This is a genomic window from Modestobacter muralis (genome assembly GCF_010682105.1).
Lineage (GTDB): Bacteria > Actinomycetota > Actinomycetes > Mycobacteriales > Geodermatophilaceae > Modestobacter > Modestobacter muralis.
The window spans coordinates 209,448-233,257 of the sequence record NZ_JAAGWH010000013.1 but is presented as its reverse complement, the minus strand read 5'-3'; the positions used below and the strand labels follow the sequence as shown (position 1 = coordinate 233,257).

Here is a 23,810-nt window from a genome sequence, read left to right as displayed (position 1 = left end):
GTGCGCTCAGGGCTGTCTCACCGCGTGGGAGACAGCCCTGAACGCACAACGGCCGCCCCGTGCGGACTCGGCCACGCGGCCGAAACCGGGGGCGGTCGTGGTGCGGCTCTGGTAACGGCATCTCGTTCCGGACGTCACCACGGCGACACGTCCGGCGACCACCGTTCTCGCCATGACGACGAGGGCCCCGCGGCTGGTGCACGACGCGCACCGGCACCTCGGCGTCCTCCCTGCGTTCCCCTTCTACGGCGGCCCACCGGTCAACCCGGACACCACCGCGCGCGCCACGATCGACGAGCTGATCGCCGACCTGGACGCCGAGGGCACCGAGCGGGCGCTGGTCATCCCCAACTACGGCGTCCCGGACCCGACGGCGTCCTTCGCGCTCAACGAGCTGGTCGTCGAGGCGGCCCAGCGCGACGACCGCGTCCTGGCCGGGCTCTGGACCAGCCCTCGCCCGCAGGACGCCCTCGCCACCGAGAAGGCCCTCGCGCTCGCCGGTGAGGACGGCGTCGCGGCGCTCAAGCTGTCCTTCCTGCTCGGCGGCGGGGTCGACGACCCGACGTGCCTGCCACAGCTCGACGCCGTCTTCGGCGCCGCCCGCGAGCACGGCCTGGTCGTGCACGTGCACACCAGCCCGGGTGCCGCCAGCGACCTCGACCAGGTCGGGAAGCTCGTCGACCGGTACGCCGACGACGTCGCCGTCCACCTGGTGCACATGGGCGGCGGGATGAGCGGCCACATCAAGCTCATCGGCCAGCTCTTCTTCGCCTGGGTCGCCGCCGGCAAGCGCGTCTACACCGACACCAGCTGGGCCATCGGCTTCGCCCCGCGCTGGTTCGCCACCGAGATCGAGCGGCACGGCATCGGCTCCGACCGGGTGCTGTTCGCCTCCGACCAGCCGTGGGGCGACTTCGCCGGCGAGCACGCCCGGCTGGTCGCGGCCACCGGCGGCGGCGAGCTCACCGACCTCTTCTTCCGCCACAACTTCGAGTCCCTGCACGGCTGTTGAACCCGACCGAGGAGATCCAGATGACCACCACCCTGCCCGCCACCACCGGCACCCCGCTGATCAGCGACGCGGACCTCAAGGTCGCCCAGGACACCAGCAAGGGCGAGATCGTGCACCCCTCGCTCCCCAAGGGCAGCAACATCTACGGCTCGACCAAGATCTTCCCCGACTACCAGGCCGGCGAGGGCGAGTCCTACTTCACCCTCGTGCACGGCATCGCGCACGAGTCCTCGGTGGCCTTCGTGGCCTGCCTGCAGGCGCTGCGCGCGCTGCGCAAGGGCTACGAGTCGGTCCTGTACTTCTACGGCCCCGGCGCGATGAACGCGATGGCCACCCGCGGCTTCCCGACCACCGGTGACTCCGGCTTCCCGGGCGAGCAGAACATCAACAACCAGATCGAGCGGTTCATCGAGGAGGGCGGCACGGTCTACGTCTGCCGCTTCGGGCTCAGCCTGCACGGCCTCCGCGAGGAGGACCTGATCGCCGGCACGATCCCCTGCCACCCGCTGGACGTGCAGGACGCGCTCATCCACTACGCCCGCAAGGGCGCCATCATCAACTCGACGTACAACCTCTGAGCCGGCCGTCATGACCCAGACGCCGACGAGAGCGTCGACCTCGGTGGGCCACCGCGTTGACCTGGCGATCCTCGGCGTCCGGGTCGACGCGCAGGTGACCCGCCGGGCGGGTGCGGGCCCCAGCGACGACGGGCACGTGCTGCTCGGCGGGCACGGCGCGGCCCTGCCGCTCAACCCCGACTCCCCGTACTCGATCCGCGGCGGCCGGTTGCTGCTGGACGGCGCCGACCTCGGGCTCGAGGCCACCCCGATCGACCGCCCGCGCTTCTACGACCTGACCACCGCCGACGGCGTCCCCTACGAGAAGCTCGCCCGCCTGCACGGCAAGGACGTCCTGGCGACGACGGTCGTGCAGACCTGCATCCGCTACGACGAGGCCGCCCGCTGCCGCTTCTGCGCCATCGAGGCCTCGCTGGCCGCGGGCTCCACCACCGCGGTCAAGACTCCCGCACAGCTGGCCGAGGTCGCCGAGGCCGCCGTCCGGCTGGACGGCGTCCGGCAGATGGTCATGACGACCGGGACGACGACCGGCCGGGACCGCGGCGCCCGCCACCTCGCCCGCTGCGTGCGGGCGGTCACCGCTGCGGTGCCGGGGTTGCCCGTCCAGGTGCAGTGCGAGCCGCCGGCGCCCGAGGACCTCGACGCGATCACCGAGCTCAAGGAGGCCGGGGCGACCGCGATCGGCATCCACGTCGAGTCGCTGGACGACGCCGTCCGGGCGCGGTGGATGCCGGGCAAGGCCAGCGTGCCGATGAGCCAGTACCGCGCGGCGTGGGCCGAGGCGGTGCGGGTCTTCGGCCGCAACCGGGTCTCGACCTACCTGCTGGTCGGGCTGGGGGAGGACCCCGACGAGCTGGTCGCCGGCGCCCTCGAGCTGGCCGAGGCCGGCGTCTACCCCTTCGTCGTCCCCTACCGCCCGCTCGCCGGCACGCTCGCGGTGGCCGACGGCGTCGGCGCCCCCGACCCCGCGGTGCTGCAGGACGTCACCGACCGGGTCGCCGCGGGCTTGCGCGGCCTCGGCATGCGCGGCGCCGACCAGGGCGCCGGCTGCGCCGCCTGCGGCGCGTGCAGCGCCCTCCAGTCGGCCGGGGCCTGAGCGGCCGTGGTGGCGAACATGGCCGCCGAGGAGCGGGCCGCGCTGGAGCGCAGCGTGCTGCTGGTCGACTTCCGCCACACCCCGACCGGTCCGGCCTGGCAGGTCGAGGAGGCCGACGCTGCCGGTGTCGCCGCCCACCGCGCGCTGCGGCAGCGGGCCTTCGTCGAGGAGCAGGGCCTCTTCGCCGGCTCCGACCGCGACGGCACGGACGACGACCCGCGTTCCGTCACGCTGGTTGCACGTGTAACAACAGGAACGGTGCTGGGCGGCGTCCGGCTGGCCCCGGCCGACCCGGGCGGACCCGACGTCGGCTGGTGGACCGGCTCCCGGCTGGTCGTCGCCCCGGGCGCACCGCACGGGCTCGGCGCCGCGCTGGTCACCGCCGCCTGCGCGCGGGCCGAGGCGGCCGGCGTGCTGCGCTTCGACGCGACCGTGCAGGACCGGTACGCGGCGCTGTTCACCCGGCTCGGCTGGCGGGCCACCGGCGCCACCGACCTCGGTGGCCGGCCGCACACCGCGATGACCTGGCCGATCGGGCGGCTCGCCGCGCTGGCCCGGGCGACCAAGTCCCCGCTCGGTGCGCTGCTCGGCGGCCTGCACCTGGGCGGCGCCGGTTTCGTCGGTGACGACGGCGCCCCCGTGCCCGGCACCGACGTGATCGCCGCCTGCGACGCGATCCTGCCCTCGATGGTCGAGCGCGACCCGGAGTGGGCCGGCTGGTGCGGGGTGCTGGTCAACGTCAACGACCTCTCCGCCATGGGCGCGGCACCGCTGGGCCTGCTGGACGCCCTCGGTGCCCGGGACGCCTCCTTCGCCGCCCGGGTGCTCGCCGGGCTGCGTGACGCCAGCCGGGCGTGGGGCGTGCCGGTGCTCGGTGGGCACACCCAGCTCGGCGTCCCGGCCTCGCTCAGCGTCACCGCACTGGGGCAGACGTCCCGCCCGGTGCCTGCCGGCGGTGGCCGCGCCGGGCACGAGGTGCGGCTGACCGCCGACCTCGGCGGGGGCTGGCGGCGCGGGCACACCGGCCGGCAGTGGGACTCCACCAGCAGCCGGTCGACAGCCGAGCTGCAGACCATGGGCTCCTTCGTCGCCCGCACCGGCCCCGCCGCGGCCAAGGACGTCTCCATGGCCGGGCTGGTCGGCACGCTGGGCATGCTCGCCGAGGCCAGCGGCTGCGGCGCGGTCCTCGACGTCGCCGCGGTCCCGCGGCCGGCCGCCGCCTCCCTGGGCGACTGGGCGAGCTGCTTCCCCGGCACCGCGTTCCTCACCACCGACGTCCCCGGCGCGCCCGTCGCCGACGCCGGACCCGCCACCACCGCCGTCTGCGGCGCGCTCGTCCCCGGCGCAGGCGTGCAGCTGCGCTGGCCCGACGGCTCGCTCACCACCGCCGTCCCCGGGCCGGTCACCGGCCTCGGGCCGGCCTGAGGACAGGAGCACCCATGCCCAGCACCACGGTCGCCGCCGTCGCCGCCCCCTTCGGGCGCGACCTCGGCGAGGTCTTCGCCCGGATCGAGCAGCTCGTCGCCGAGGCGCGCAGCCGCGGCGTGCAGCTGCTCGCGCTGCCCGAGGCCACCCTCGGCGGCTACCTCGCCGACCTCGGTGAGCACGGCGTCGCGCAGGTGACGCCGCAGCACGCCCTGCCCCCGGCCCTGGACGTCGACGGCCCCGAGGTCGCCCGCCTCGCCCGGATCGCCGGGGACATGGTGGTCACCGCAGGGCTCTGCGAGGCCGACGGCGGCACCCGCTACAACACCGCGGTCGCGGTGACCGGCGACGGCGTCCTCGGGGTGCACCGCAAGGTCCACCAGCCGCTGGGGGAGGGCAACAGCTACGCCGCCGGCGACGGCTTCCGCGCCTTCGACTCACCGGTCGGCCGGATCGGCATGATGATCTGCTACGACAAGGCCTTCCCCGAGGCCGCCCGCACGCTGGCCATGGACGGCGCCGAGATCGTCGCCTGCATGTCAGCCTGGCCCGGCTCCCGCACCGCCGCCGCGACCGACCTGGCCGAGGACCGCTGGACCCGCCGGTTCGACCTCTTCGACCAGGCCCGCGCGCTGGAGAACCAGATCGTGTGGCTGTCGGCGAACCAGGCCGGCACCTTCGGCGGGCTGCGGTTCGTCTGCAGCGCCAAGGTCGTCGGGCCCGGCGGCGACGTGCTGGCCACCACCGGCGTCGCACCCGGCATGGCGGTGGCCACGGTCGACGTCCGGGCCACCCTCGACGGCGCGCGGCGGTCGATGGGCCACCTGCGCGACCGCCGTCCCGACGCCTACGGCGCGCTGGTGGGGGCATGACGCTGGCCCAGGCCGCGCCCACTCGCACCGGGCTGCCCGCCCGCGTCCCGGTCGCCGTCGTCGGCGGTGGCCAGGCCGGGCTGTCGCTGAGCTGGCACCTGGTGCAGCGCGGCATCGAGCACGTCGTCCTGGAGCGCGACACCATCGCCCACGAGTGGGCCGACGCACGCTGGGACTCCTTCTGCCTGGTCACGCCCAACTGGCAGTGCCAGCTGCCCGGCTGGCCCTACACCGGCGAGGATCCCGACGGCTTCATGGTGCGCGACGAGATCGTCGAGTACGTCCGCAGCTACGCGGCCTCCTTCGACCCGCCGGTGCACGAGGGCGTGGCCGTCACGAAGCTCGCCCCGGCGCCGGACGGCGGCTACCTGCTCACCACCAGCGCCGGGGACGTCGCCGCCGACCAGGTCGTGCTGGCCGTCGGCGGCTATCACCTGCCGGTGCTCCCGCCCTGGGCCGGTCAGCTGCCGGAGCGGGTCACCCAGCTGCACTCGCAGGCCTACCGCAACCCCGGCCAGCTGCCCGCCGGCGACGTCCTGGTCGTGGGCACCGGGCAGTCGGGCGCGCAGATCGCCGAGGACCTGCACCTGGCCGGCCACCGCGTGCACCTGGCCGTCGGCAGCGCGCCGCGGATCGCCCGCCGGTACCGCGGCCGCGACATGGTCGAGTGGCTGCACGACATGAGCCACTACGACATGCCCGTCGAGCAGCACCGCGACGGCGAGGCCGCCCGCATGGGCACCAACCACTACGTCACCGGCCGGGACGGCGGGCGCGACATCGACCTGCGCCGCTTCGCCACCGAGGGCATGCAGCTCTACGGCACGCTCACCGGGCTCGACGGCGGGGTGCTGTCCTTCGCGCCCAACCTGACCCGGCACCTGGACGCCGCCGACCGGGTCGACGACAACGCCAAGAACCTGGTCGACGCCCACATCGAGCGCTCGGGGATCGACGCCCCGACCGAGCCGCGGTACACCCCGGTCTGGGCGCCGGACGCCGACCCGACGTCCCTGGACGTGGACGCGATCTCGTCGGTGGTGTGGGCGATCGGCTTCCGGGCCGACTGGAGCTGGGTGCGCGTGCCGGTGTTCGACGGCGCGGGCTACCCGACCCACGTCCGCGGGGTCACCTCGGCGCCAGGGCTGTACGTGCTGGGCCTGCCGTGGCTGCACACCTGGGGCTCGGGCCGGTTCGCCGGCATCGCCCGGGACGCGGAGTTCCTGGCCGACCGGATCACCGACCTCACCGGGACGCCGACCGGCCTGACCCGCTCGCTGGCCGTGGCCGCGGCGTCCTCGGCCGCCCGCATGGCGTGACCGTGCGAGGCACAGGTACCAAGACCTGCGTCATGGGGGCCCGAGACGCAGGTATCGGTACCAATGCCTGGGGCGGCGCGTGAGAATTGCGGCGGTCGCGGCGCACTTCGGGCGGGACGTCGGGCAGTGCCTGACCAAGGTCGAGGCGATCCTGGCAGACGCCCGCGACCGGGGCGTGCAGCTGCTGGTCTTCCCCGACGCCACGATCGGCGGCTACCTCGGTGACCTCGGCCGCGGCGACGACACCGGCCTGCCCCCGGCCCTGGACGCCGGGTCGACCGAGCTGGCGCGGGTGACCGAGGCCGCCGGTGACCTGGTGGTCTGCCTGGGCTACCGCGAGTCCGCCGGCGGCCAGCACTACAACAGCGCGGTGTGCGTGACCGGCGACGGCGTCCTGGGCCGGCACCGCAAGGTGCACCAGCCGGCCGGTGAGCTGCCCGCCTACGCACCCGGCGGGGCGTTCACCGCCTTCGACACCCCGCTCGGCCGCATCGGCATGCTCATCGACTACGACAAGACCTTCCCCGAGGCCGCCCGCACGCTCGCCGGCGACGGCGCCCAGGTGCTGGCCTGCCTCTCGGCGTGGCCGGCCAGCCTCACGGACCGGGCGCCCCGGCTGGTGCAGGACCGCCAGTCCCGGCTCTTCGACCTCTACGACTGCGCCCGGGCGGCGGAGAACCAGGTGGTGTGGGTGTCGGCCAACCAGACCGGGACGATGGGCCGGCTGCGCTTCCTCGGCCAGTCCAAGGTGGTCGGGCCCGGCGGCGACGTCCTCGCCCGCACCTGGGCCAAGGCCGGACTGGCGCTGGCCGACGTGGACGTCGCCGGTGAGGTCGGCCGCGCCCGCACCGTGCTCGACCACCTGCGCGAGCGCCGGCCGGAGGCCTACTCGTGAGCAGCCCGGGGGCCTGTGCATGAGGATCGCGCTGCTGACGTACTCGACCCGGCCGCGCGGCGGCGTCGTGCACACCCTCGCGCTGGCCGAGGCGATGGCCCGCGCCGGGCACGACGTGAGCGTCTGGTCGCTGGGCCGCGGCGGCGACGCCGCGTTCTTCCGCCCCGTCGACCCCGCGGTCACGCTGCGGCTGGTGCCGTTCCCCGACGTGCCGGGGGAGGACGTCGGCGCGCGGATCCTGCGGTCGATCGCGGTGCTCGGCGCCGCCTTCCGGGACGAGGGTCCCGGCCAGACCCCCTATGACGTCGTGCACGCCCAGGACTGCATCAGCGCCAACGCCGTCCCCGACTGCGTGCGCACGGTGCACCACCTGGACACCTTCACCACCCCGGAGCTCGCCGCCTGCCACGAGCGCGCCGTCGTCACCCCGCACGCGCTGGTCTGCGTCTCCGCCGCGGTCGCCGCCGAGGTGGCGACCGGCTGGGGCCGGGTGGCCACCGTGATCCCCAACGGCGTCGAGGCCGACCGGTTCACCGCCGCGGCCGGGCCGGCAGGCGAGGCGGGCCGGCATGCCTGGCGGGACCGACTGGGGCACTACGTGCTGGCCGTCGGGGGGATCGAGCCGCGCAAGGGCACCCTGGACCTGGTCGAGGCGATGGCCCGGGTGCAGGCCGTGCGCCCGGAGCTGTCCCTGGTCGTCGCCGGCGGGGAGACCCTCTTCGACTACCGCGACTACCGCGCCCGGGTGTTCGACCGCGCCGCCGAGCTGGGGGTGGCACCCGTCGTCCTCGGGCCGGTCGACCACGGCGAGCTGCCGACCCTCGTCGCCGCCGCCGACGTCTTCGCCTTCCCCTCCGTCAAGGAGGGTTTCGGCCTGGCCGCGATGGAGGCGCTGGCGGCCGGCGTCCCGGTGGTGACGCGCGACCTGCCGGTGCTGCGGGAGGTGTTCGGCACGGCTGCGACCTTCGCCGCCGACCCGGCCGGCCTCGCCGACGGACTGCTCGCGGACGTCGGGGCGGAGCGCCGGGCGGTGGGCCGGGCGCTTGCCCAGGGCCACAGCTGGGACGCCGCCGCGGCGGCGCACCTGCGGCTGTACGCGTCACTGTGACGGACGGGTCCGTTGTGACGAGCGTGGCGACTGAGACCGGAAAGACCCAGTGACCGCGTTTCGTGCCCTCGTATCACGGACAGGAAACACAGTTCCTGTCTACTTCCCCTCAGCACGCCGACGACGACCCCCTGCCACAACGGCAGGACGGCGAGGGGAGCCCGACATGACGTACCAGAAGCCTTCGATCTTCCAGCTGGGCAAGGTCCACGAGAACGGTGCGTCGGTGATCGTCTCCGGGTGGGGGCTGGGCATGTGCGCCTCGTCGTGCCAGTGCCACCGCAACCCCCAGGACGGCCAGCTCGCCCTCGCCGAGGACCAGGCCGGCGGCAGCCTCGGCCTGCACAGCTTCACCCCCACGGGCACCTGCAACTGCTGTGAGGCGTGGTCCTCCGCCGAGCTCCAGGCGATCCTGCGCGACGTCGCCGCCCTCGACGCCCTCGACTCCTCCGAGCCCGCCGCCGGCTGACCCACCCGACACCCGCACGAGCCGCCCACCATCACCCGGTGGGCGGCTCGTCGTCGTCCCGGACCGGGACGGCGGGGTGTCTTTGCGGCCGGGACGGCGGGGGTAGCCCGGTGTCCATGTGGGCGAGAGCAGCGGTGCGGGGCGCGGTGGCCGGACTGGCCGGCGTGGCGGCCATGACGACGGCAGAGAAGCTGGAACAGCAGGTGACCCACCGGCCGGACAGCTACGTCCCGGGCCGCACGCTCACCGCGCTGACCACCGGCGTCCGGCTGCCGGAGTCCGCGCGCCCGCTGGTGCGCAACCACCTCATGCACTGGGGCGCCGGCGCGGCCGTCGGCGCGCTGCGCGGGGTCTGGTCGGCCGCCGGGCTGCGCGGCTGGCGGGCCAACGCCTGGCACACCTCGGTGCGCCTGGCCGTCGACCAGACCCTGGAGAACGCGACCGGCGTGGGTGCGCCGCCGTGGACGTGGTCCCGGCAGGACCAGGTCGTCGACGTGGCCGGCAAGGCCGTCTACGCCTTCGTGACCGGTGCCGTCGCCGACCGGCTCGTCGCCCCCGCGCGCCCCCGCTCGCGGCGCCAGCTGCTCGGTGACGCGTGGGGCAGGAGCGGCTCGCCGCGGGGCCGGAGTGGCGCGCGGGGTCTGTGGGACTGAGCGGTCCTGCGGACCGATCGACCCCCAGCGCGGCGGGCCGACCGACTGCGGCCGCCTCCCTGCCTTCCGTTGCCACGCGCACCTGGAGATGTCGCCCTCCCGAGATGGTCGTCCCGGTGTCCCGGGCCGAGCTGCAGCCGGGTGACCTGGTCTTCTCCTACTCCCCGATCAGCCACGTCGGCCTCTACGTCAGCAACGGCCAGATGGTGCACGCCAGCGCCTCCGGCAGGCCGGCGCCGTGACCGGCGTCGACAAGGGCGGCTACGTCGGCGCCCGCCGCGTCACCGGCTAGGAGGTGCCGCGCCGGTGACCTCCTGGCTGCGTGGTGACCGCACCCGACCGGCGACCTTCCGCGACGCGCTGCTCGACGACCTCGTGCTCGTCGGGGTCAGCGTGCTCGCCGCCTTCGTCGCGCTCCGGGTCACCGACGGCTCCCCGGGGGTGCTGTGGGGGATCGCGGTCGTGCTCCTCGGCGCCCTCGTGGAGCGGGTGCCGGTGTACCTGCGCGTCCACCGCGCGGAGCACCCGCCGGCCGACTGAGGCAGGACCCTGCTGCCCCCCCACCGCTCGCAGGCTCGCGGCGATCCCCTGGAGCGCGGCCGGTCAGTGGAGGCGGCGGCCCTCGGCCAGCATCGCGACGAGGGCGGCGACCCGCTTCGCCCGGGTCTGCGGCGTGGCCGCGGTGTGCACCCGCCACAGCACCGAGTACCGGTTCGTGCCGTCGAGCGCCCGGAACGCCGCCTCGGCCGCGGGCTCGGCGGCCAGCGCTTCGGCCAGGTCGTCGGGCACCGTGATCGTCGCGGGGCCGGCGTAGGCACGGTCCCACCGCCCGTCGGCCTGCGCGGCCTCCACCGCGGCCAGGCCGGCCGGGCGCATCCGCCCGTCCGCGACGAGCCGGGCGACGGTGGCCACGTTCTTCTGCGACCACACGCTCCTGGCCCGGCGCGGGGTGTAACGCACGGTGAACCAGACGTCGTCCACGCGGTTGCCGCGCCCGTCGATCCAGCCGTGGCACAGCGCCACCTCCACCGCCTCCGGCGCGGTGATCGACGGGATGCCCGAGGACTTCCGGGCCATCAGCACGAACAGCCCGGGAGCCCGGTCGTGCTCGGTGTCCAGCCAGGCGTCGAAGTCCGCGGGCGTGGCGAACGCGCGGCGCTCGAACGCGTCCTCTGCGGCCATCCGGTCATCCTCCGCACCCACCCGGACGACGTCCAGCCTCCGGCTCGCGCTTTGGCCACCGGGGTGATCGGCTGTCCGACGGCGGGCGGCGTCCAGCAGGGGCACCGCGACGACGGACGGGACGACGCGATGGCACGGGGACCGGGGCCCAGCGCGCTGTGGGTGGTGCGGCACGGCGAGAGCATGGGCAACCTGGCCGACGCCCAGGCCCACCGCAGCGGGGCGCAACGGCTGACCCTCGACGTCCGCGACCCCGACGTCCCGCTGTCGCCGACCGGCGAGGAGCAGGCCGACGCCCTGGGCGCGTGGCTGGCCCGGCTGCCGGCGGACCAGCAGCCCACCACCGTGCTGAGCTCGCCGTTCGCGCGGGCCGCCACCACCGCGCGGCGGGCGGTCGACGCCAGCGGGCTGGGGCTGACCATCCGCCACGACGAGCGGCTGCGGGAGCGCGACTTCGGTGCCTTCGACGGCATGACCCGCGAGGGCATCCGGGCGGAGTTCCCCGAGGAGGCCCGCCGCCGTGACCTGCTGGGCAAGTTCTACTACCGGCCACCGGGCGGGGAGAGCTGGGCCGACGTCGCGCTGCGCGTCCGCAGCCTGCTGGCCACCGAGGCGCTGCGGCACGACGGCGAGCGGCTGATGTGCGTCTCGCACCAGGCCGTGGTGATGGTCTTCCGCTACGTGGTCGAGGAGCTGTCCGAACAGCAGCTGCTGGACGTCGACCGCACCGAGCAGGTCGCCAACACCTCGGTCACCCGCTACGAGTCCACCGACGGCGGGGCGCTCGCCCTGACCGGCTTCAACGGCGTCGAGCACCTGCTCGACGCCGGCCCGGGCGACGGCGCCCCCGTGACCGAGGAGAACGATGTCCCGTCCCCAGCCTGACGCCACGCTGGTCACGCCCCCGGTGCTCCGGGGCTGGCAGCTGCCCGAACCGACCGGCGGCAAGGAGTCCCGTGGCTCGATCCTCGTCATCGGCGGCAGCACCGAGACCCTCGGGGCGGTGACGCTGGCGGCCGAGGCGGCGCTGCGGTCCGGGGCCGGGAAGCTGCAGGTCGTCGTCCCGTCGAAGGTCGCCCCGCACATCTCCATCGCCCTGCCAGAGGCGCTGGTGCGCGGCGTGCCCTCCACCGAGGAGGGCGCCATCCGCGGCGACGCGGCGGAGCTGGTGCTGGACCTGGCCCGGTCGGCGTCCGCGGTGCTCATCGGGCCCGGGATGGCCGACGAGCCGCAGACCCGGCAGTTCGTCGAGCAGCTGCTGCCCGAGCTGGGCTGTCCGGTCGTGCTGGACGCGCTCGGGCTGGCCGCCGTCACCGCCGACCCCAGCTGCCTGCACCGGCTCGAGGGCCGCGTCGTGCTCACCCCGAACCCGACCGAGCTGGCCATCGCCCTGCACACCGACGCCGACGAGCTGGACGAGGACCCGGCCGGGGCGGCCCGCCGGCTCGCCGAGCTGGCGCACGCCGTGGTCGGGCTGGGCGGGGCGACCAGCTGGGTCGCCGACCCCGACGGCCGGCTGTGGCAGGACCAGAGCGGGGGCGCCGGGCTCGGCGTCTCCGGGTCCGGCGACGTGCGCGCGGGGGTGGTCGCCGGGCTGCTGGCCCGCGGGGCCGAGCCGGCCCAGGCCGCCGTCTGGGCGTCCTACCTGCACGGGCGGGCCGGGGAGCGGCTGGCGGCGTCGGTCGGCCGGCTGGGCTTCCTGGCCCGCGAGCTGCCGCCGCAGATCCCGCACATCATCGCCGAGATCTCGCTCTGATCCGTCCCGATCACGCCCCTCCGGGCGCGGTGGCTCGGGCAGACTGCCGAGGTGGACATGGTGCTGGCCCTGTTGCTGTTGGTCGCTGTCTGGGCGGTGCCGCTCACCGTCCTGGTCGTCCCGCCGATCGTCCTGGTCGACGCGCTCCACCGCTCGCTGGCCGCCGTCGGTCTCTGGCTGGTCGCGGTGGCGCTGGTCGTCGGCTGGGTCCGGGCGCTGCTGGTGGACATGGACCGGGTGGACGCCACGGGCGACCAGGGCTCCTGGCTGGCAGGCGTCGAGTGGCTGCTCGCCGCTGTGGTGGCCGCGACCGCCTCCGTGGTCGTGGCGCGCAGGAGGGGCGCGGTCCCGTTCGGCACGCTGACCCGATGAGCGACGCGCAGCTGCGCCGGTTGGTCGACTGGACCGTGCAGGACCCACCACCCGAGGCCCGCGTCGGCCGGGTGCTGGGCGGGGTGTTCCACGCGGTCTCCGCGGTCATGACCCTCGGCGCCGACGCCGCGCTCGGTGCCCGTCCGGCGAGCTGGTCGGTGCCCGCCGACCCGGCCGACTACCTGGGCCTCGGTGTCCTGGAGCTCCGCTGGCCCGACGGGGCGCCGGCCGAGCCGGTGGAGGCCACCCGGGAGGCGGTCTGGGTCACCGGGCCCGGACGGCCCGCACGGCAGCTGCCGGTCGCGACCTGGCAGGTGGTGCGCGCGGTGCCCGGGAGCGGATCGCGCCGGCCGAGGGAGTCGACCTCGCCCTGGCGGCTGGACCTGACCGACGGCGAGGTCACCGGGTCGCTGACCGGCGCCTGGCTGGCGCTGGCCTGGATCGGGCACCTGGCCGGCTGGCCGGAGCCTGCTGCCGGGAGCTGACGACCGCCCCGCCGGCCGCGTGGGTGACGATGGGTGCCCAGGACGGCGGGAGGAGGCAGCATGGACACCGCCGGCAGGAGCGCGTTCGCGGCCTTCGTGGCCGAGCAGGCGCCGGCGCTGCTGCGCACGGCGTACCTGCTCACCGGTGACCGGACCGAAGGCGCGGAGCTGGCGTCGGCCGCGCTGGGCGCCGTCCACCGGCGCTGGGGCGAGCTGCCCGCCGCCGACCGGGCGTCCGCCGCCCGCGCGGAGCTGCTGGCCGAGCACCCCCGCTGGCACCGGCGCACCCAGCTGCGCGAGGCGGTGGCGGCCACCCCGCTGCTGCGCGGCGTCTCGCTGGTGCCGGTCCCGGCCCCGCCGGTGCGCGACGCGCTGACGACGGCGCTGGGGCGGTTGCCTGCTCAGCTGCGGGCGCTGCTGGTCCTGCGCCTGGGTGAGGGCTTCTCGGTGCACGAGACGGCCGGGCTGCTCGGCGTCCCGGAGGGGTCGGTCGCCCCGGACACCCTGCGCGCCCTGGGCCGGCTCGAGGAGCTGCTGCCGCCCGACGACCGTCCGGCGGCCGGGGTGGAGGCGGCGCTGCGGGCCGCGTTCGCCGCGCGGACGACGACCGTGCCCGAGGACCTCCTCGTCGGCGTGCTCGACGGCGTCACCACCCGCCGCCGGCACTGGGCCGCGCTCGCCACGGTCGCCGCGTTCTTCGTCCTCGTCGTCGTCCTGGTCGTGCTGACCACCCGCTGACGACGACGGCCCGGCTCCCCACAGGGAACCGGGCCGGGTCGGTCAGGCCCCCTCTCAGGGTCCCGCCCTGAGCCTGCGAAGGGTGGGGGGAGAGGGGGTCCTTCGTCAGTTGCGGACCGAGGCCACCAGCGGGCAGGTGAACGGGTCGCGCTCGGCGATGCCGACGCGGTTCAGGTACCGGACGACCGCGCGGTAGGAGCCGACCAGCGAGGTCTCGGTGTAGCTGATCCCGTGCTTGGCGCAGTGCGCGCGCACCAGCGGCTGGGCCTTCTTCAGGTTCGGCCGCGGCATGCTGGGGAAGAGGTGGTGCTCGATCTGGTAGTTCAGGCCGCCCATCATGAAGTCGGTGACCCGGCCGCCGCGGATGTTGCGCGACATGAGCACCTGGCGACGGAGGAAGTCGACCTTGGCGTTCTTCGGCACGATGGGCATGCCCTTGTGGTTGGGCGCGAACGAGCCGCCCATCAGCAGACCGAACACGGCCTGCTGGACGACGATGAAGGCCACGCCCAGCAGCGGGGGCATGATCAGGAAGACCGCGACCACGTAGGCCACCAGCCGGACGGCGATGATCGCCAGCTCGAGCCGGCGCCGCGGCATCGTCTTCTCCCGGACCAGCGTGGCGATGCTGTTGGCGTGCAGCGCGGTGCCCTCGAAGCCCAGCAGCGGGAAGAACGCCCAGCCCTGGTGCCGGGTGAACCAGCCGCGCAGCCCGGTCATCCGCTCGGCGGCGTCGTCGGGGGTGAAGGCGAGCACCTCGGAGACGATGTCCGGGTCCTTGCCCATCTGGTTGGGCGCGTTGTGGTGCCGGTTGTGCTTCTGCATCCACCAGCCGTAGCCGATGCCGGTGATCCCGCAGGAGAGCACCCGGGCCGACCACTCGTTCACCGCGTGCGACCCGAAGGCCTGCCGGTGGGCGGTGTCGTGGCCGAAGAAGGCGAACTGGGTGAGCACCAGGGACAGCACGACGGCCATGCCCAGCTGCCACCACGAGTCGCCGAGGGCGACGATCCCGGCCCAGGTGGCGATGAAGGCCAGCGCGGTCAGCGCGATCATGACCACGTACCACCGGCTCCGGCGGTCGAGCAGCCCGGCGTCCTTCACCTGCTGCGAGAGCTCGGCGTAGACGCTCACCTGACGGTCACGGGCGCGCTCGGGACGGGGCTCCCGGGCGGGGGGAGGCGTGGAGCCCTCCAGAGTCGTTGCGGTCATCTGGTCTCTCTACTGGGTCCCGGGCTGCTCCGGGCTGGTGCCGACTACCGGCGACGACGGGGGACCGCGCTACGTCTGGATGGAGCACCGCGTGCGGTTGACGGTATGCGACGCCCTCGACGTCTGCCATGCGACGCCTGACCGCCGGGACGCTTGCGGCACGCAACAGCTGGGCCGTCCTGCTGGCGCGCTAGCCGGCCACCGCCGCTGAGCTGCCCGCCAGCGCGGCGACGGCGCCCCGGACCTCGTCCACCGTCAGCGCCATGGTCGCGTCGCCGATCGAGAGCTCGACGCGCTGCACGGCCGGGTCGGCAGTGGGCATCGCCCGCTCCCAGGTCCACAGGCCCCGCTCGGCGAGGCCGCGGGCGGCGGCGGTGAACTGCTCCGGGGTGGTGCGCAGCAGCAGGTGCAGCATCGGCGTCTGCGGCGGGTCGGGCACGACGGCGACGCCGGGCAGGTCGTGCACCGCGGCGGCGATCTCGCGGGCGCGCTCCAGGTAGCCGGGGAACAGCGGCAGTCGGCGGCGCAGGCAGGTCAGCGCCGAGGCCGCGCCGGGCCACATGCCGAACAGCGTGCCGCCCATCCGGCCGCGCCACTCGCGCACCTCGGCGACGACGTCGGCCGGCCCGGCCAGGCAGCACCCGGCCAGCGCGCCGATGCCCTTGTAGAAGCTGACGTAGGTGGTGTCGAACAGCGCCGCGACCTCGCCCGGCGGGCGGCCGTACCCGGCGGCGGCCTCCCAGAGACGGGCGCCGTCCAGGTGCACCGCGGCACCGCGGCCGCGGGCCCAGTCGGTCTGCGCGACCAGGTCGTCCCAGGCCGGCAGTCGGCCGCCGAGGTCGCGCTGGGGCAGCTCGAGCAGCAGCGCGGCCGGCGGCTCGGCCACGGCCTCCAGGTCGGCGAGGGTGAGCAGCCGGTCGCGGTGCCCGGCCGGGCGGCCCAGCAGCCCGTGCAGCCGCTCCAGCGCGCGCCCCTCGTGCACCTCCAGGTGGCACTGCGGGTGGAAGACGACGGTCTGCCGTGCGCGCCGACCGGCGTGCACCCGCAGCACGGCCTGCTGGGCCATCGTGCCGCTGGGCAGGTACACCGCCGCGGGCTGCCCGAGCAGCCCGGCTACCTCGGTCTCCAGCTCGGCCACCACCCCGCCGGCGCCGTACCGGTCGACCGCCGTGTCGCCGGGCACGGTGGCCAGCAGGTCGGCGGCGGTCTGGGGGCCGTGCCCGGCCAGCGCGCGGTCGCAGGACTGCCGGAGAGCGGTGAGGTCGTCCACGGCGTCAGTCTGCCGGGGTCGCCCGGTCGGGCCGGTGGCAGGCTCTGGCCCGTGCGCGCGCTCGTGTTCGAGGAGTTCGGTGGTCCGCTCGGCGTCCGGGCGGTGCCCGACCCCACGCCGTCCCGGGACGGCGTGGTCGTCGAGGTCGGAGCCAGCGGGATCTGCCGCAGCGACTGGCACGGCTGGCTCGGTCACGACCCCGACGTCGTCCTGCCGCACGTGCCCGGCCACGAGCTCGCCGGCACCGTCGCCGCCGTCGGGGACCGGGTGCGGAACTGGTCGGTCGGGGACCGGGTGACCGTGCCCTTCGTCTGCGCGTGCGGGCACTGCGCGCCCTGCCGGGAGGGCGCCGGCCAGGTGTGCGAGAGCCAGACGCAGCCCGGGTTCACCCACTGGGGCTCGCTGGCGCGGTTCGTGGCTCTGGAGGCCGCCGACGTCAACCTCGTCGCGCTGCCCGAGGGCATGGGCTTCGCCACCGCCGCGAGCCTCGGCTGCCGGTTCGCCACCGCCTTCCGCGCCGTGACCGGCGTCGGCCGGGTGCGGCCGGGGGAGTGGGTGGCGGTGCACGGCTGCGGCGGCGTGGGGCTGTCCGCCGTCCAGGTCGCGGTCGCCGCGGGGGCGCGGGTGGTCGCGGTCGACGTGGCGCCCGGCGCGCTGGAGCTGGCCCGCCGGTCCGGTGCCGAGCACGTGGTGTCCGGGTCCGTGGACGTGCCGGCCGCCGTCGCGGAGCTGACCGGGGGCGGGGCGCACGTCTCGATCGACGCCCTGGGCGCCGCGGTGACCTGTCTGAACTCCATCCGCAGCCTGCGCCGCCGCGGTCGCCACGTGCAGGTCGGCCTGCTGCCCCCAGCGCTGGGCCGCCCCGAGGTGCCGATGGAGCTGGTGATCGCCGGCGAGCTCGCCGTCCTGGGCAGCCACGGCATGGCCGCCGCCGACTACCCCGCGATGCTCTCGCTGATCGCCGCCGGCCGGCTGCACCCCGAGCGCCTGGTCACCCAGCAGCTCGCCCTCGACGACGCCGGGGCGGCGCTGGCCGCGATCGGCCGGGAACCCGGGATCGCGGTCGTCACCTCGTTCTGAGCGCTCAGCCGGTCGGGTCGGCGGTGCCCGTGGGGGTGGCCGTCCCCGCCGTCTGCGAGGGCTCGCTGCTCGCGGTCGACCGGCTGCTGGAGGTCGGCTCCGCGGACGTCGTCGGCGCGGTCGTCTCCTCGTCCTCCGTCACGCTGCTGCGCGTCGACGACGGGGACGGCGTCTCCCTGTCCTCGCCGGGCGTCGTGCCCGGGGCGCTGGTGGTCGCGGTGGTCTCCGGCGCCTCCGTCGTGGCCGGTAGGGACGGCGCCTCGGAGGCCGGCGTGGACGTCGGGGCAGGGGTGCGGGCCAGCTGGGAGGAGCGCACCCGGACGTCGCCGTACTCGGTGGGCACGGTGACGTAGGGGTCGGTGGGCAGCACGACGTTCAGCCCGCCCAGCAGCACGAACAGCGCACCGATGACCACCGTCGAGGTGCGCGCGCGGCCGATCCGCGCCGGGATCCGGCGGTGCCACGTGTAGCTCCGGCGGGTCGCCGGCGAGGTGGTCACCGAGGGCTGCTCGACCGTCTGCTGCGGGAGCACGGTGGTGGGCCGGTCGTCGGCCGGGCGGGTCACGCGGCACCCCCGCTGCGGGCCCGGTCCTCGGCCAGCGCCTCGTCGCGGACGTCGTCCTCCTGCGCGGTGGCCCGCAGGGAGACGCCTTCCCGGGACAGGGCCAGCGCCACCCGGGCGCGCAGGTCACGGCCGACCTCGAACTGCTTGCCGGGCAGGGTGCGGGCCACGATCCGCAGGTTGACCTCGTCCAGGGCCAGGCTCTCCACGCCCATCACGCTCGGGGCGTCCAGCAGCAGCCGGTGCAGCCGGGGGTCGGCGAAGGCGCGCTCGCCCACCTCGCGCAGCACCTGCTGCACGCGGTTGACGTCGGCCGAGGACGGCACCGGGACGTCGACCACGGCGCGGGCCCAGTCGCGGGAGAGGTTGACGACCTTCACGATCTGCCCGTTGGGGACGATCACGACCTCGCCGTTCACCGAGCGCAACCGGGTGATCCGCAGGTTGACGTCCTCGACGGTGCCCTCGGCCGGGTCGCCGCCGCCGACCACCTGGATGGCGACCACATCGCCGAAGCCGTACTGCCGCTCGGTGATCAGGAAGAAGCCGGCCAGCACGTCGCCGACGATCCGCTGCGCGCCGAAACCCAGGCCCACGCCGAGCACGGTGGCCGGCGCGACCAGACCGGTCACCGGCACCCCGAGCGTCTCGAGGACGAAGAAGATCGCGATCGACCAGATCAGCACGATCGCCGCCCAGGTCAGCACCTGGGTCAGCGAGTGCCGGTGCTTGGCGGCCTCGGACCGCACCAGGGCGTCCGATCCGGTCGCGGCGGCGTCGATCCGGTCGGTGATCCGCTTGCCCGCCCAGCTCACCAGCCGGGCCAGCAGGACCGCGCCCAGGACGATCAGCAGGGCGTGCAGGCCGGGCCCCCGCACCCAGTAGAGCGCGTCAGTGACCGGTCCTTCGGAGAGCACGTCCATCACCGTCCAGTGTGTCCTGCGCCGGGCCCCGACGGGGCAGCGGGGTGCGCGGTGTCGGTCACTCCCGGTCACGGGGTCCGGTGGGGGCGTCGTCCACGCCCCGGCGCCTCGTCAGCGGCGGAGGCGGCGCACCGGGATCACCATCGGGGTGCCGGTGACCGGGTCGGGGACGACGCGGGCCTCCAGCTCGAATACCTCGGCCAGCAACTGCTCCGTGAGCACCTCCTCGGGCGTCCCGGAGGCGACCAGGACGCCGTCCTTCATCGCCACCAGTCGCTGCGCGTACCGGGCGGCCAGGTTCAGGTCGTGCAGGACGACGGCGACCGTGCGGCCGCGCTCGGTGTGCAGCCGGGCGATGAGCTCCAGGACGTCGACCTGGTGGGCGAGGTCGAGGTAGGTGGTGGGCTCGTCGAGCAGCAGCAGGTCGGTGCCCTGGGCCAGCGCCATCGAGATCCACGCCCGCTGCCGCTGCCCACCCGACAGCGCGTCGACCGGGGCGTCGGCGAGGTCGGCCATGTCGGTCCAGGTGAGCGCCTCGGTGACCACGGCCTCGTCGTCGCTGGACCACTGCTGCAGCCAGCTCTGGTGCGGGTGCCGGCCGCGGGCGACCAGGTCGGCGACGGTGAGCCCCTCGGGCGCCAGCGGGGTCTGCGGCAGCATGCCGAGCACCTTGGCCACCTCCCGGGTGGACCGGGAGGTGATCGCCCGGCCGTCGAGCAGCACGCTGCCCCCGGTCGGGCGCAGCAGCCGGCCCAGCGCCCGCAGCAGCGTGGACTTGCCGCAGCCGTTGGGGCCGACGATCGCGGTGAACGACCCGTCGGTCAGCTGCAGGTCCAGGTCGTCGACGACGACCTTGTCGCCGTAGGCCAGCCGGACGCGGTCCGCGGCGAGGCGCACCTGCGCGGTACCAGGGGTGTCGAGTGCGGTCACAGGGTGGATCGCCGCCTTCCGCGGACCAGCAGCCAGAGCAGGTAGGGGGCGCCGACGACCGCGGTGATGACCCCGACGGGGAACGTCTCGGGCAGCGCGGTGCGGGCGACGAGGTCGCTGGCGGTGAGCAGCAGCGCCCCGAGCAGCCCGGAGGTCAGCAGCGGGGGCCGGGAGCCGCCGGTCAGCCGGACGGCGATCTGCGGCACCACCAGCGCCACGAACTGGATCGGACCGGCCGCGGAGACCGCGAACGCGGCCAGCCCGACCGCGACCAGCACGACGGCGAGCTGGGCCAGCGGCACCCGCACGCCCAGCGCCCGCGCCGTCTCGTCGCCGAACTGCAGCACGCCCAGCACCCGGGTCGTCGCCAGCGCGGCGGGCAGCAGCACCAGCAGCGCCAGGGCCAGCGGCAGCGCCTGGTCCCAGCCGCGGCCGTTGAGCGAGCCGGTCAGCCACACGTTGGCGGCGGCGGCGTCGAAGAGCGCGCTGCGGGTGAGCAGGTAGGAGACCACCGCCTGCGCCATCGCCGAGAGCCCGACGCCCACGAGCACCAGCCGGTAGCCGTCGATGCCCGACTGCCAGGCCAGGCCGAAGATCAGCCCGGCCATGACCAGCCCGCCGAGCAGCGCGGCGGCCGGCAGTCCGAGCCCGCCCAGCACGCCGGCGGCGGTGGTGCCGCTGCCGCCCAGCACGATCACGCTGACCGCACCGATCGCCGCCCCGCCGGTCACCCCGAGCACGTCGGGGCTGGCCAGCGGGTTGCGGGCGAAGGTCTGGATCAGCGCGCCGGAGACCCCCAGCGCCAGCCCGACCAGGACGGCGACGGCGACCCGCGGGGCCCGCAGGTCCAGCACGATGAAGCGCACGGTGTCCTCGCCGGTGCCGACCAGGGCGCCGAGCACCTCGGGCACGCTGATCGGGTAGTCGCCGCGGCCCAGGCTGAGCGCGGCGACCAGCAGCAGGAGCAGCAGCACCAGCACCGGCACGACCAGCGACCGCCGGCGGTAGGTGGCCGACACCGGGCCCAGGCGCAGCGTGCGGCGCGGGCGGGCGTGGGACGCCGGGGTGCGGGTGGGCGCGGCCAGGGTCACAGCTGCACCAGCCGGCGGCGGCGGACCAGGGCGATGAAGAACGGGGTGCCGACGACGGCGAGCACGATGCCCACCTGCAGCTCGCCGGGGCGGGCGACGACCCGGCCCAGCACGTCGGCCAGCAGCAGCGCGATGACGCCGAGCAGCGCCGAGGCCGGGATCAGCCAGCGGTGGTCGGGGCCGGTGAGCGCGCGGGCGACGTGCGGCACGACCAGCCCGACGAAGGCGATCGGCCCGCACGCGGCGGTCGCGGCACCGGCGAGCAGGGTCAGGGCGGCCAGCCCGACCACGCGGGCCAGCCACACCCGCTGGCCCAGTCCCCGGGCGACGTCCTCGCCGAGCCCGAGCAGGTTCAGCGCCGGGGCGTTGACCACCGCGAGCACCAGGCCGGCGACGACGAACGGGGCGACCTGGACGGCCACGCTCGCGTCCCGTCCGGCCAGCGCACCGACGATCCAGAACCGGAAGGCGTCCAGCGTCGTGGACTCGCGGATGGTGATCGACTGGACCAGCGCGAACATCAGGTAGGTCAGCGCCGAGCCGGCCAGCGCCAGGCTGACCGGGGTGGCGCCGCCGCGGCCCGCGGAGCCGATCGCGAACACCGCGATGCTGGCCAGCAGCGCGCCGGCCAGCGCCGGCCAGATGTAGGCGCTGGGCGTGCGCAGGCCGAGCAGGGAGATCGACAGCACGACGGCGAACGCCGCGCCCGCGGTGACGCCCAGCAGGCCCGGGTCGCCCAGGGGGTTGCGGGTGTGGCCCTGCATCAACGCGCCCGAGGCGCCCAGCGCGAGCCCGGCGAGGACGCCCAGCAGGGTCCGCGGCACCCGCAGCTGGCGGACGATCACCGTCTCGTCGCCGGGGGTGGAGGAGTCCAGCAGCGCGTGCCAGACCGTGCCCAGCCCGATCGGCCGCGTGCCGACGCTGATGCTCAGCGCGCAGACGGCCAGGGCGACCACCAGCAGCACCCACAGCCCTGCCGCCCGGCTGCCGGTGCCCTGCAGCAGGCCGCGGCGGGGCGCTGCCTCCTCGAGGGGCCGGGCAGCCGTGCGTTGCGCCACGAGCGGCTCCTGGAGGACGGCGGACAGACCCGACGAGGTTGGGAAGGCTCACCTTACCCACCGCGCGGTCGTGTCGTGCTGGGGTGACCAGGGCACCTGCCCGGGAGCCGGCACCGGTCGCCCGGGCCCGACCTGCGGGTGGCCCCCACGACCTGGCCCGGCCCGGGGGCTGCCCCTGGGTACCGTCGGGGGCGCCGGGACGACGAGGTCCCGCTCCCGGAGGTGCGCTGTGCCCGTCCGCCGTCTGGTCCCCACGCAGGAGGCCGCCGACCTGCTCGACCTGACCCGCGAGCTGGCCCGCGAGGAGCTGGCTCCCCGGGTCGTGGCGGCGGAGGCCGAGGCCTGCTTCCCCCGCGAGGTCTTCCGCACGCTGGGGAAGGCCGGGCTGCTGAGCCTGCCGTACCCCGAGGAGTTCGGCGGGGGAGCGCAGCCGGCCGTGGTGCACCTGCAGGTGCTGGAGGAGCTGGCCGCGGTGTGGGCCGGTGTCGCGGTCGGGGTCAGCGTGCACGGCATGTCCTGCTGGGCGCTGGCCACCGCGGGCACGCCCGAGCAGCAGGCGACGCTGCTGCCGGAGCTGCTGTCCGGTGAGCTGCTGGGCGCCTACTGCCTGTCCGAGCCGCACGCCGGCTCCGACGCCGCCGCCATGCGCACCCGTGCCGTCCGCGACGGTGAGGAGTACGTGCTCACCGGGGAGAAGGCCTGGACGACGCACGGCGGTCAGGCCGACTCCTACACGGTGATGGCCCGCACCTCCGCCGACCGGTCGCGCGGGGTCTCCTGCTTCGTCGTCCCGGCCGGGTCCGCGGGGCTGTCGGCCGACCGGGCCGAGTCGAAGATGGGCCTGACCGCCTCGACCACGGCGACCATGCGGTTCGCCGGCGTCCGGGTCGCCGCCGACCGGCGGGTGGGCGCGGAGGGCGACGGGCTCCCGCTGGCGCTGGCCGCGCTGGACGCCGGCCGGCTCGGCATCGCCGCGGTGGCCACCGGGCTGGCGCAGGGCGCACTGGACGACGCGGTCGCCTACGCCCGGGAGCGGGAGGCGTTCGGCGTCCCGGTCATCGAGCACCAGGGGCTGGCCTTCCTGCTCGCCGACATGGCCGCCGCCGTCGAGACCGCGCGCGCGACCTACCTGTCGGCGGCGCGGCTCAAGGACGCCGGGCAGCCCTACGGCCAGCAGGCGGCCATCGCCAAGCTGGTCGCCACCGACAACGCGATGCGGGTGACCACCGACGCCGTCCAGGTGCTCGGCGGGTACGGCTACACCAGCGCCTACCCGGTCGAGCGGTACATGCGCGAGGCCAAGGTCATGCAGATCTTCGAGGGCACCAACCAGATCCAGCGGATGGTGATCAGCCGTGAGCTCGCCCGCGGCGGCCGCCCGACGACGACGGTGACCGGCTCGCTCTAGGGCCCGTCCTGGCCGATCTGGCCCTACGGTCTCGGGCATGTGCCGGAACATCCACGTGCTGCACAACCTCGCGCCCGCGACGACGTCGGAGGAGGTGCGGGCCGCAGCGCTGCAGTACGTGCGCAAGGTCAGCGGCTCCACGAAGCCCTCGCAGGCCAACCAGGCCGCGTTCGACCGGGCGGTCGAGGAGATCGCCCACGCCACCGAGCACCTGCTCGCCGACCTGGTCACCCCCGCGCCGCCCCGCGACCGCGAGGTGCTCGCCGCCCAGGCCCGCGAGCGCGCCGCCGCGCGCTACGCCCGCTGACCTGACGAC

At 75.5% G+C, this 23,810-nt stretch carries 28 protein-coding genes; 20 read left to right on the top strand and 8 right to left on the bottom strand.

Translation table 11 applies throughout. The features are described from left to right. The first annotated feature begins 172 nt into the window (after positions 1-172). From GCU67_RS05270 to GCU67_RS05215, 12 genes are all read left to right on the top strand, one after another. Complete coding sequence (locus GCU67_RS05270) at positions 173-1,012, top strand: amidohydrolase family protein (RefSeq protein ID WP_163610018.1); 840 nt, start codon at positions 173-175, stop codon at positions 1,010-1,012. A 20-nt stretch (positions 1,013-1,032) separates the two neighbouring features. Next, positions 1,033-1,590: an MSMEG_0572/Sll0783 family nitrogen starvation response protein gene (locus GCU67_RS05265; RefSeq protein WP_211660775.1), complete on the top strand. Its 558-nt coding sequence runs from the start codon at positions 1,033-1,035 to the stop codon at positions 1,588-1,590. 43 nt (positions 1,591-1,633) lie between these two features. After that, a complete protein-coding gene (locus GCU67_RS05260; RefSeq protein WP_338104779.1) occupies positions 1,634-2,686 on the top strand; it encodes an MSMEG_0568 family radical SAM protein in 1,053 nt (350 codons plus the stop codon). Between the two features lie 18 nt (positions 2,687-2,704). Continuing rightward, positions 2,705-4,111 carry an MSMEG_0567/sll0787 family protein gene (locus GCU67_RS05255; RefSeq protein WP_163610016.1) on the top strand — a complete coding sequence of 469 codons (1,407 nt, stop codon included), beginning with the start codon at positions 2,705-2,707 and terminating at the stop codon, positions 4,109-4,111. Between the two features lie 14 nt (positions 4,112-4,125). Continuing rightward, positions 4,126-4,983, top strand: a complete 858-nt coding sequence (locus tag GCU67_RS05250) for a carbon-nitrogen hydrolase family protein (RefSeq protein WP_163610015.1) — start codon at positions 4,126-4,128, stop codon at positions 4,981-4,983. Beyond that, positions 4,980-6,302 (top strand): MSMEG_0569 family flavin-dependent oxidoreductase, encoded by a 1,323-nt coding sequence (locus GCU67_RS05245; RefSeq protein ID WP_163610014.1) that lies wholly within the window; start codon positions 4,980-4,982, stop codon positions 6,300-6,302. Before GCU67_RS05250 ends, GCU67_RS05245 begins: the two co-directional genes overlap by 4 nt. A 79-nt stretch (positions 6,303-6,381) precedes the next feature. Continuing rightward, positions 6,382-7,197 (top strand): carbon-nitrogen hydrolase family protein, encoded by an 816-nt coding sequence (locus tag GCU67_RS05240; RefSeq protein ID WP_338104778.1) that lies wholly within the window; start codon positions 6,382-6,384, stop codon positions 7,195-7,197. Positions 7,198-7,216: 19 nt separating this feature from the next. After that, a complete protein-coding gene (locus GCU67_RS05235; protein ID WP_163610013.1) occupies positions 7,217-8,305 on the top strand; it encodes an MSMEG_0565 family glycosyltransferase in 1,089 nt (362 codons plus the stop codon). Positions 8,306-8,471: 166 nt separating this feature from the next. After that, positions 8,472-8,774, top strand: coding sequence for a hypothetical protein (locus tag GCU67_RS05230; RefSeq protein ID WP_163610012.1), 303 nt, complete (start codon positions 8,472-8,474; stop codon positions 8,772-8,774). A 116-nt stretch (positions 8,775-8,890) separates the two neighbouring features. Beyond that, positions 8,891-9,427, top strand: coding sequence for a hypothetical protein (locus GCU67_RS05225; protein WP_246214583.1), 537 nt, complete (start codon positions 8,891-8,893; stop codon positions 9,425-9,427). A 104-nt stretch (positions 9,428-9,531) separates the two neighbouring features. Next, positions 9,532-9,669, top strand: coding sequence for an NlpC/P60 family protein (locus tag GCU67_RS05220; protein ID WP_163610011.1), 138 nt, complete (start codon positions 9,532-9,534; stop codon positions 9,667-9,669). 64 nt (positions 9,670-9,733) lie between these two features. Continuing rightward, positions 9,734-9,967 carry a hypothetical protein gene (locus GCU67_RS05215; RefSeq protein WP_163610010.1) on the top strand — a complete coding sequence of 78 codons (234 nt, stop codon included), beginning with the start codon at positions 9,734-9,736 and terminating at the stop codon, positions 9,965-9,967. A 63-nt stretch (positions 9,968-10,030) separates the two neighbouring features. On the opposite strand, the gene GCU67_RS05210 is transcribed toward GCU67_RS05215, so the two are convergent. Continuing rightward, complete coding sequence (locus tag GCU67_RS05210) at positions 10,031-10,609, bottom strand: YdeI/OmpD-associated family protein (RefSeq protein WP_163610009.1); 579 nt, start codon at positions 10,607-10,609, stop codon at positions 10,031-10,033. Positions 10,610-10,738: 129 nt separating this feature from the next. Between GCU67_RS05210 and GCU67_RS05205 the strand changes: the two genes are divergently transcribed. The 5 genes from GCU67_RS05205 to GCU67_RS05185 are packed head-to-tail and all read left to right on the top strand — an operon-like array spanning position 10,739 to position 13,960. After that, positions 10,739-11,494 (top strand): histidine phosphatase family protein, encoded by a 756-nt coding sequence (locus GCU67_RS05205; protein WP_163610008.1) that lies wholly within the window; start codon positions 10,739-10,741, stop codon positions 11,492-11,494. Next, on the top strand, positions 11,475-12,365 hold the full coding sequence (locus tag GCU67_RS05200; protein ID WP_163610007.1) for an NAD(P)H-hydrate dehydratase: 891 nt from the start codon (positions 11,475-11,477) through the stop codon (positions 12,363-12,365). Before GCU67_RS05205 ends, GCU67_RS05200 begins: the two co-directional genes overlap by 20 nt. Positions 12,366-12,416: 51 nt before the next feature. Next, positions 12,417-12,737 (top strand): hypothetical protein, encoded by a 321-nt coding sequence (locus GCU67_RS05195; protein WP_163610006.1) that lies wholly within the window; start codon positions 12,417-12,419, stop codon positions 12,735-12,737. Next, on the top strand, positions 12,734-13,222 hold the full coding sequence (locus GCU67_RS05190; protein ID WP_163610005.1) for a hypothetical protein: 489 nt from the start codon (positions 12,734-12,736) through the stop codon (positions 13,220-13,222). Before GCU67_RS05195 ends, GCU67_RS05190 begins: the two co-directional genes overlap by 4 nt. Positions 13,223-13,282: 60 nt before the next feature. Then, positions 13,283-13,960, top strand: coding sequence for a sigma factor-like helix-turn-helix DNA-binding protein (locus tag GCU67_RS05185; protein WP_163610004.1), 678 nt, complete (start codon positions 13,283-13,285; stop codon positions 13,958-13,960). A 105-nt stretch (positions 13,961-14,065) separates the two neighbouring features. Here the strand turns inward: GCU67_RS05185 and GCU67_RS05180 are convergent, their stop codons facing one another. Next, positions 14,066-15,172, bottom strand: a complete 1,107-nt coding sequence (locus tag GCU67_RS05180; protein ID WP_163610003.1) for a fatty acid desaturase family protein — start codon at positions 15,170-15,172, stop codon at positions 14,066-14,068. A gap of 190 nt (positions 15,173-15,362) precedes the next feature. Beyond that, on the bottom strand, positions 15,363-16,442 hold the full coding sequence (locus tag GCU67_RS05175; RefSeq protein ID WP_163610002.1) for a beta-eliminating lyase-related protein: 1,080 nt from the start codon (positions 16,440-16,442) through the stop codon (positions 15,363-15,365). Between the two features lie 51 nt (positions 16,443-16,493). On the opposite strand from GCU67_RS05175, the gene GCU67_RS05170 reads away from it, so the two are divergent. Beyond that, positions 16,494-17,522 carry a zinc-binding dehydrogenase gene (locus GCU67_RS05170; RefSeq protein WP_163610001.1) on the top strand — a complete coding sequence of 343 codons (1,029 nt, stop codon included), beginning with the start codon at positions 16,494-16,496 and terminating at the stop codon, positions 17,520-17,522. 4 nt (positions 17,523-17,526) lie between these two features. On the opposite strand, the gene GCU67_RS05165 is transcribed toward GCU67_RS05170, so the two are convergent. From GCU67_RS05165 to GCU67_RS05145, 5 genes are all read right to left on the bottom strand, one after another. Then, on the bottom strand, positions 17,527-18,087 hold the full coding sequence (locus GCU67_RS05165; protein ID WP_163610000.1) for a hypothetical protein: 561 nt from the start codon (positions 18,085-18,087) through the stop codon (positions 17,527-17,529). After that, entirely contained in the window at positions 18,084-19,001 is a 918-nt protein-coding gene (locus GCU67_RS05160; protein WP_338104777.1) for a mechanosensitive ion channel family protein, read from the bottom strand. Before GCU67_RS05160 ends, GCU67_RS05165 begins: the two co-directional genes overlap by 4 nt. A 117-nt stretch (positions 19,002-19,118) precedes the next feature. Continuing rightward, a complete protein-coding gene (locus tag GCU67_RS05155; RefSeq protein WP_163609998.1) occupies positions 19,119-19,937 on the bottom strand; it encodes an ATP-binding cassette domain-containing protein in 819 nt (272 codons plus the stop codon). Continuing rightward, the gene (locus GCU67_RS05150; RefSeq protein WP_163609997.1) at positions 19,934-21,028 is read right to left on the bottom strand and encodes an iron chelate uptake ABC transporter family permease subunit; all 1,095 of its coding nucleotides are present in this window, start codon (positions 21,026-21,028) and stop codon (positions 19,934-19,936) included. Before GCU67_RS05150 ends, GCU67_RS05155 begins: the two co-directional genes overlap by 4 nt. Next, positions 21,025-22,086 carry an iron chelate uptake ABC transporter family permease subunit gene (locus tag GCU67_RS05145; RefSeq protein ID WP_163609996.1) on the bottom strand — a complete coding sequence of 354 codons (1,062 nt, stop codon included), beginning with the start codon at positions 22,084-22,086 and terminating at the stop codon, positions 21,025-21,027. Before GCU67_RS05145 ends, GCU67_RS05150 begins: the two co-directional genes overlap by 4 nt. A 229-nt stretch (positions 22,087-22,315) precedes the next feature. Here GCU67_RS05145 and GCU67_RS05140 point away from each other — a divergent pair, with 229 nt between their 5' ends. After that, on the top strand, positions 22,316-23,494 hold the full coding sequence (locus GCU67_RS05140; RefSeq protein ID WP_163609995.1) for an acyl-CoA dehydrogenase family protein: 1,179 nt from the start codon (positions 22,316-22,318) through the stop codon (positions 23,492-23,494). A gap of 37 nt (positions 23,495-23,531) precedes the next feature. Then, positions 23,532-23,801, top strand: coding sequence for a DUF2277 domain-containing protein (locus tag GCU67_RS05135; protein ID WP_163609994.1), 270 nt, complete (start codon positions 23,532-23,534; stop codon positions 23,799-23,801). The last annotated feature ends 9 nt before the right edge of the window (positions 23,802-23,810 follow it).

Bases quoted from the DNA above. Each gene is read 5' to 3' on its own strand.
- GCU67_RS05205 (WP_163610008.1), top strand. From the start codon at position 10,739: ATGGCACGGGGACCGGGGCCCAGCGCGCTGTGGGTGGTGCGGCACGGC.
- GCU67_RS05225 (WP_246214583.1), top strand. From the start codon at position 8,891: ATGTGGGCGAGAGCAGCGGTGCGGGGCGCGGTGGCCGGACTGGCCGGC.
- GCU67_RS05265 (WP_211660775.1), top strand. From the start codon at position 1,033: ATGACCACCACCCTGCCCGCCACCACCGGCACCCCGCTGATCAGCGAC.
- GCU67_RS05235 (WP_163610013.1), top strand. From the start codon at position 7,217: ATGAGGATCGCGCTGCTGACGTACTCGACCCGGCCGCGCGGCGGCGTC.
- GCU67_RS05180 (WP_163610003.1), bottom strand. From the start codon at position 15,172: ATGACCGCAACGACTCTGGAGGGCTCCACGCCTCCCCCCGCCCGGGAG.
- GCU67_RS05245 (WP_163610014.1), top strand. From the start codon at position 4,980: ATGACGCTGGCCCAGGCCGCGCCCACTCGCACCGGGCTGCCCGCCCGC.
- GCU67_RS05210 (WP_163610009.1), bottom strand. From the start codon at position 10,609: ATGGCCGCAGAGGACGCGTTCGAGCGCCGCGCGTTCGCCACGCCCGCG.
- GCU67_RS05190 (WP_163610005.1), top strand. From the start codon at position 12,734: ATGAGCGACGCGCAGCTGCGCCGGTTGGTCGACTGGACCGTGCAGGAC.
- GCU67_RS05230 (WP_163610012.1), top strand. From the start codon at position 8,472: ATGACGTACCAGAAGCCTTCGATCTTCCAGCTGGGCAAGGTCCACGAG.
- GCU67_RS05200 (WP_163610007.1), top strand. From the start codon at position 11,475: ATGTCCCGTCCCCAGCCTGACGCCACGCTGGTCACGCCCCCGGTGCTC.
- GCU67_RS05220 (WP_163610011.1), top strand. From the start codon at position 9,532: ATGGTCGTCCCGGTGTCCCGGGCCGAGCTGCAGCCGGGTGACCTGGTC.
- GCU67_RS05250 (WP_163610015.1), top strand. From the start codon at position 4,126: ATGCCCAGCACCACGGTCGCCGCCGTCGCCGCCCCCTTCGGGCGCGAC.
- GCU67_RS05255 (WP_163610016.1), top strand. From the start codon at position 2,705: ATGGCCGCCGAGGAGCGGGCCGCGCTGGAGCGCAGCGTGCTGCTGGTC.
- GCU67_RS05135 (WP_163609994.1), top strand. From the start codon at position 23,532: ATGTGCCGGAACATCCACGTGCTGCACAACCTCGCGCCCGCGACGACG.
- GCU67_RS05185 (WP_163610004.1), top strand. From the start codon at position 13,283: ATGGACACCGCCGGCAGGAGCGCGTTCGCGGCCTTCGTGGCCGAGCAG.
- GCU67_RS05270 (WP_163610018.1), top strand. From the start codon at position 173: ATGACGACGAGGGCCCCGCGGCTGGTGCACGACGCGCACCGGCACCTC.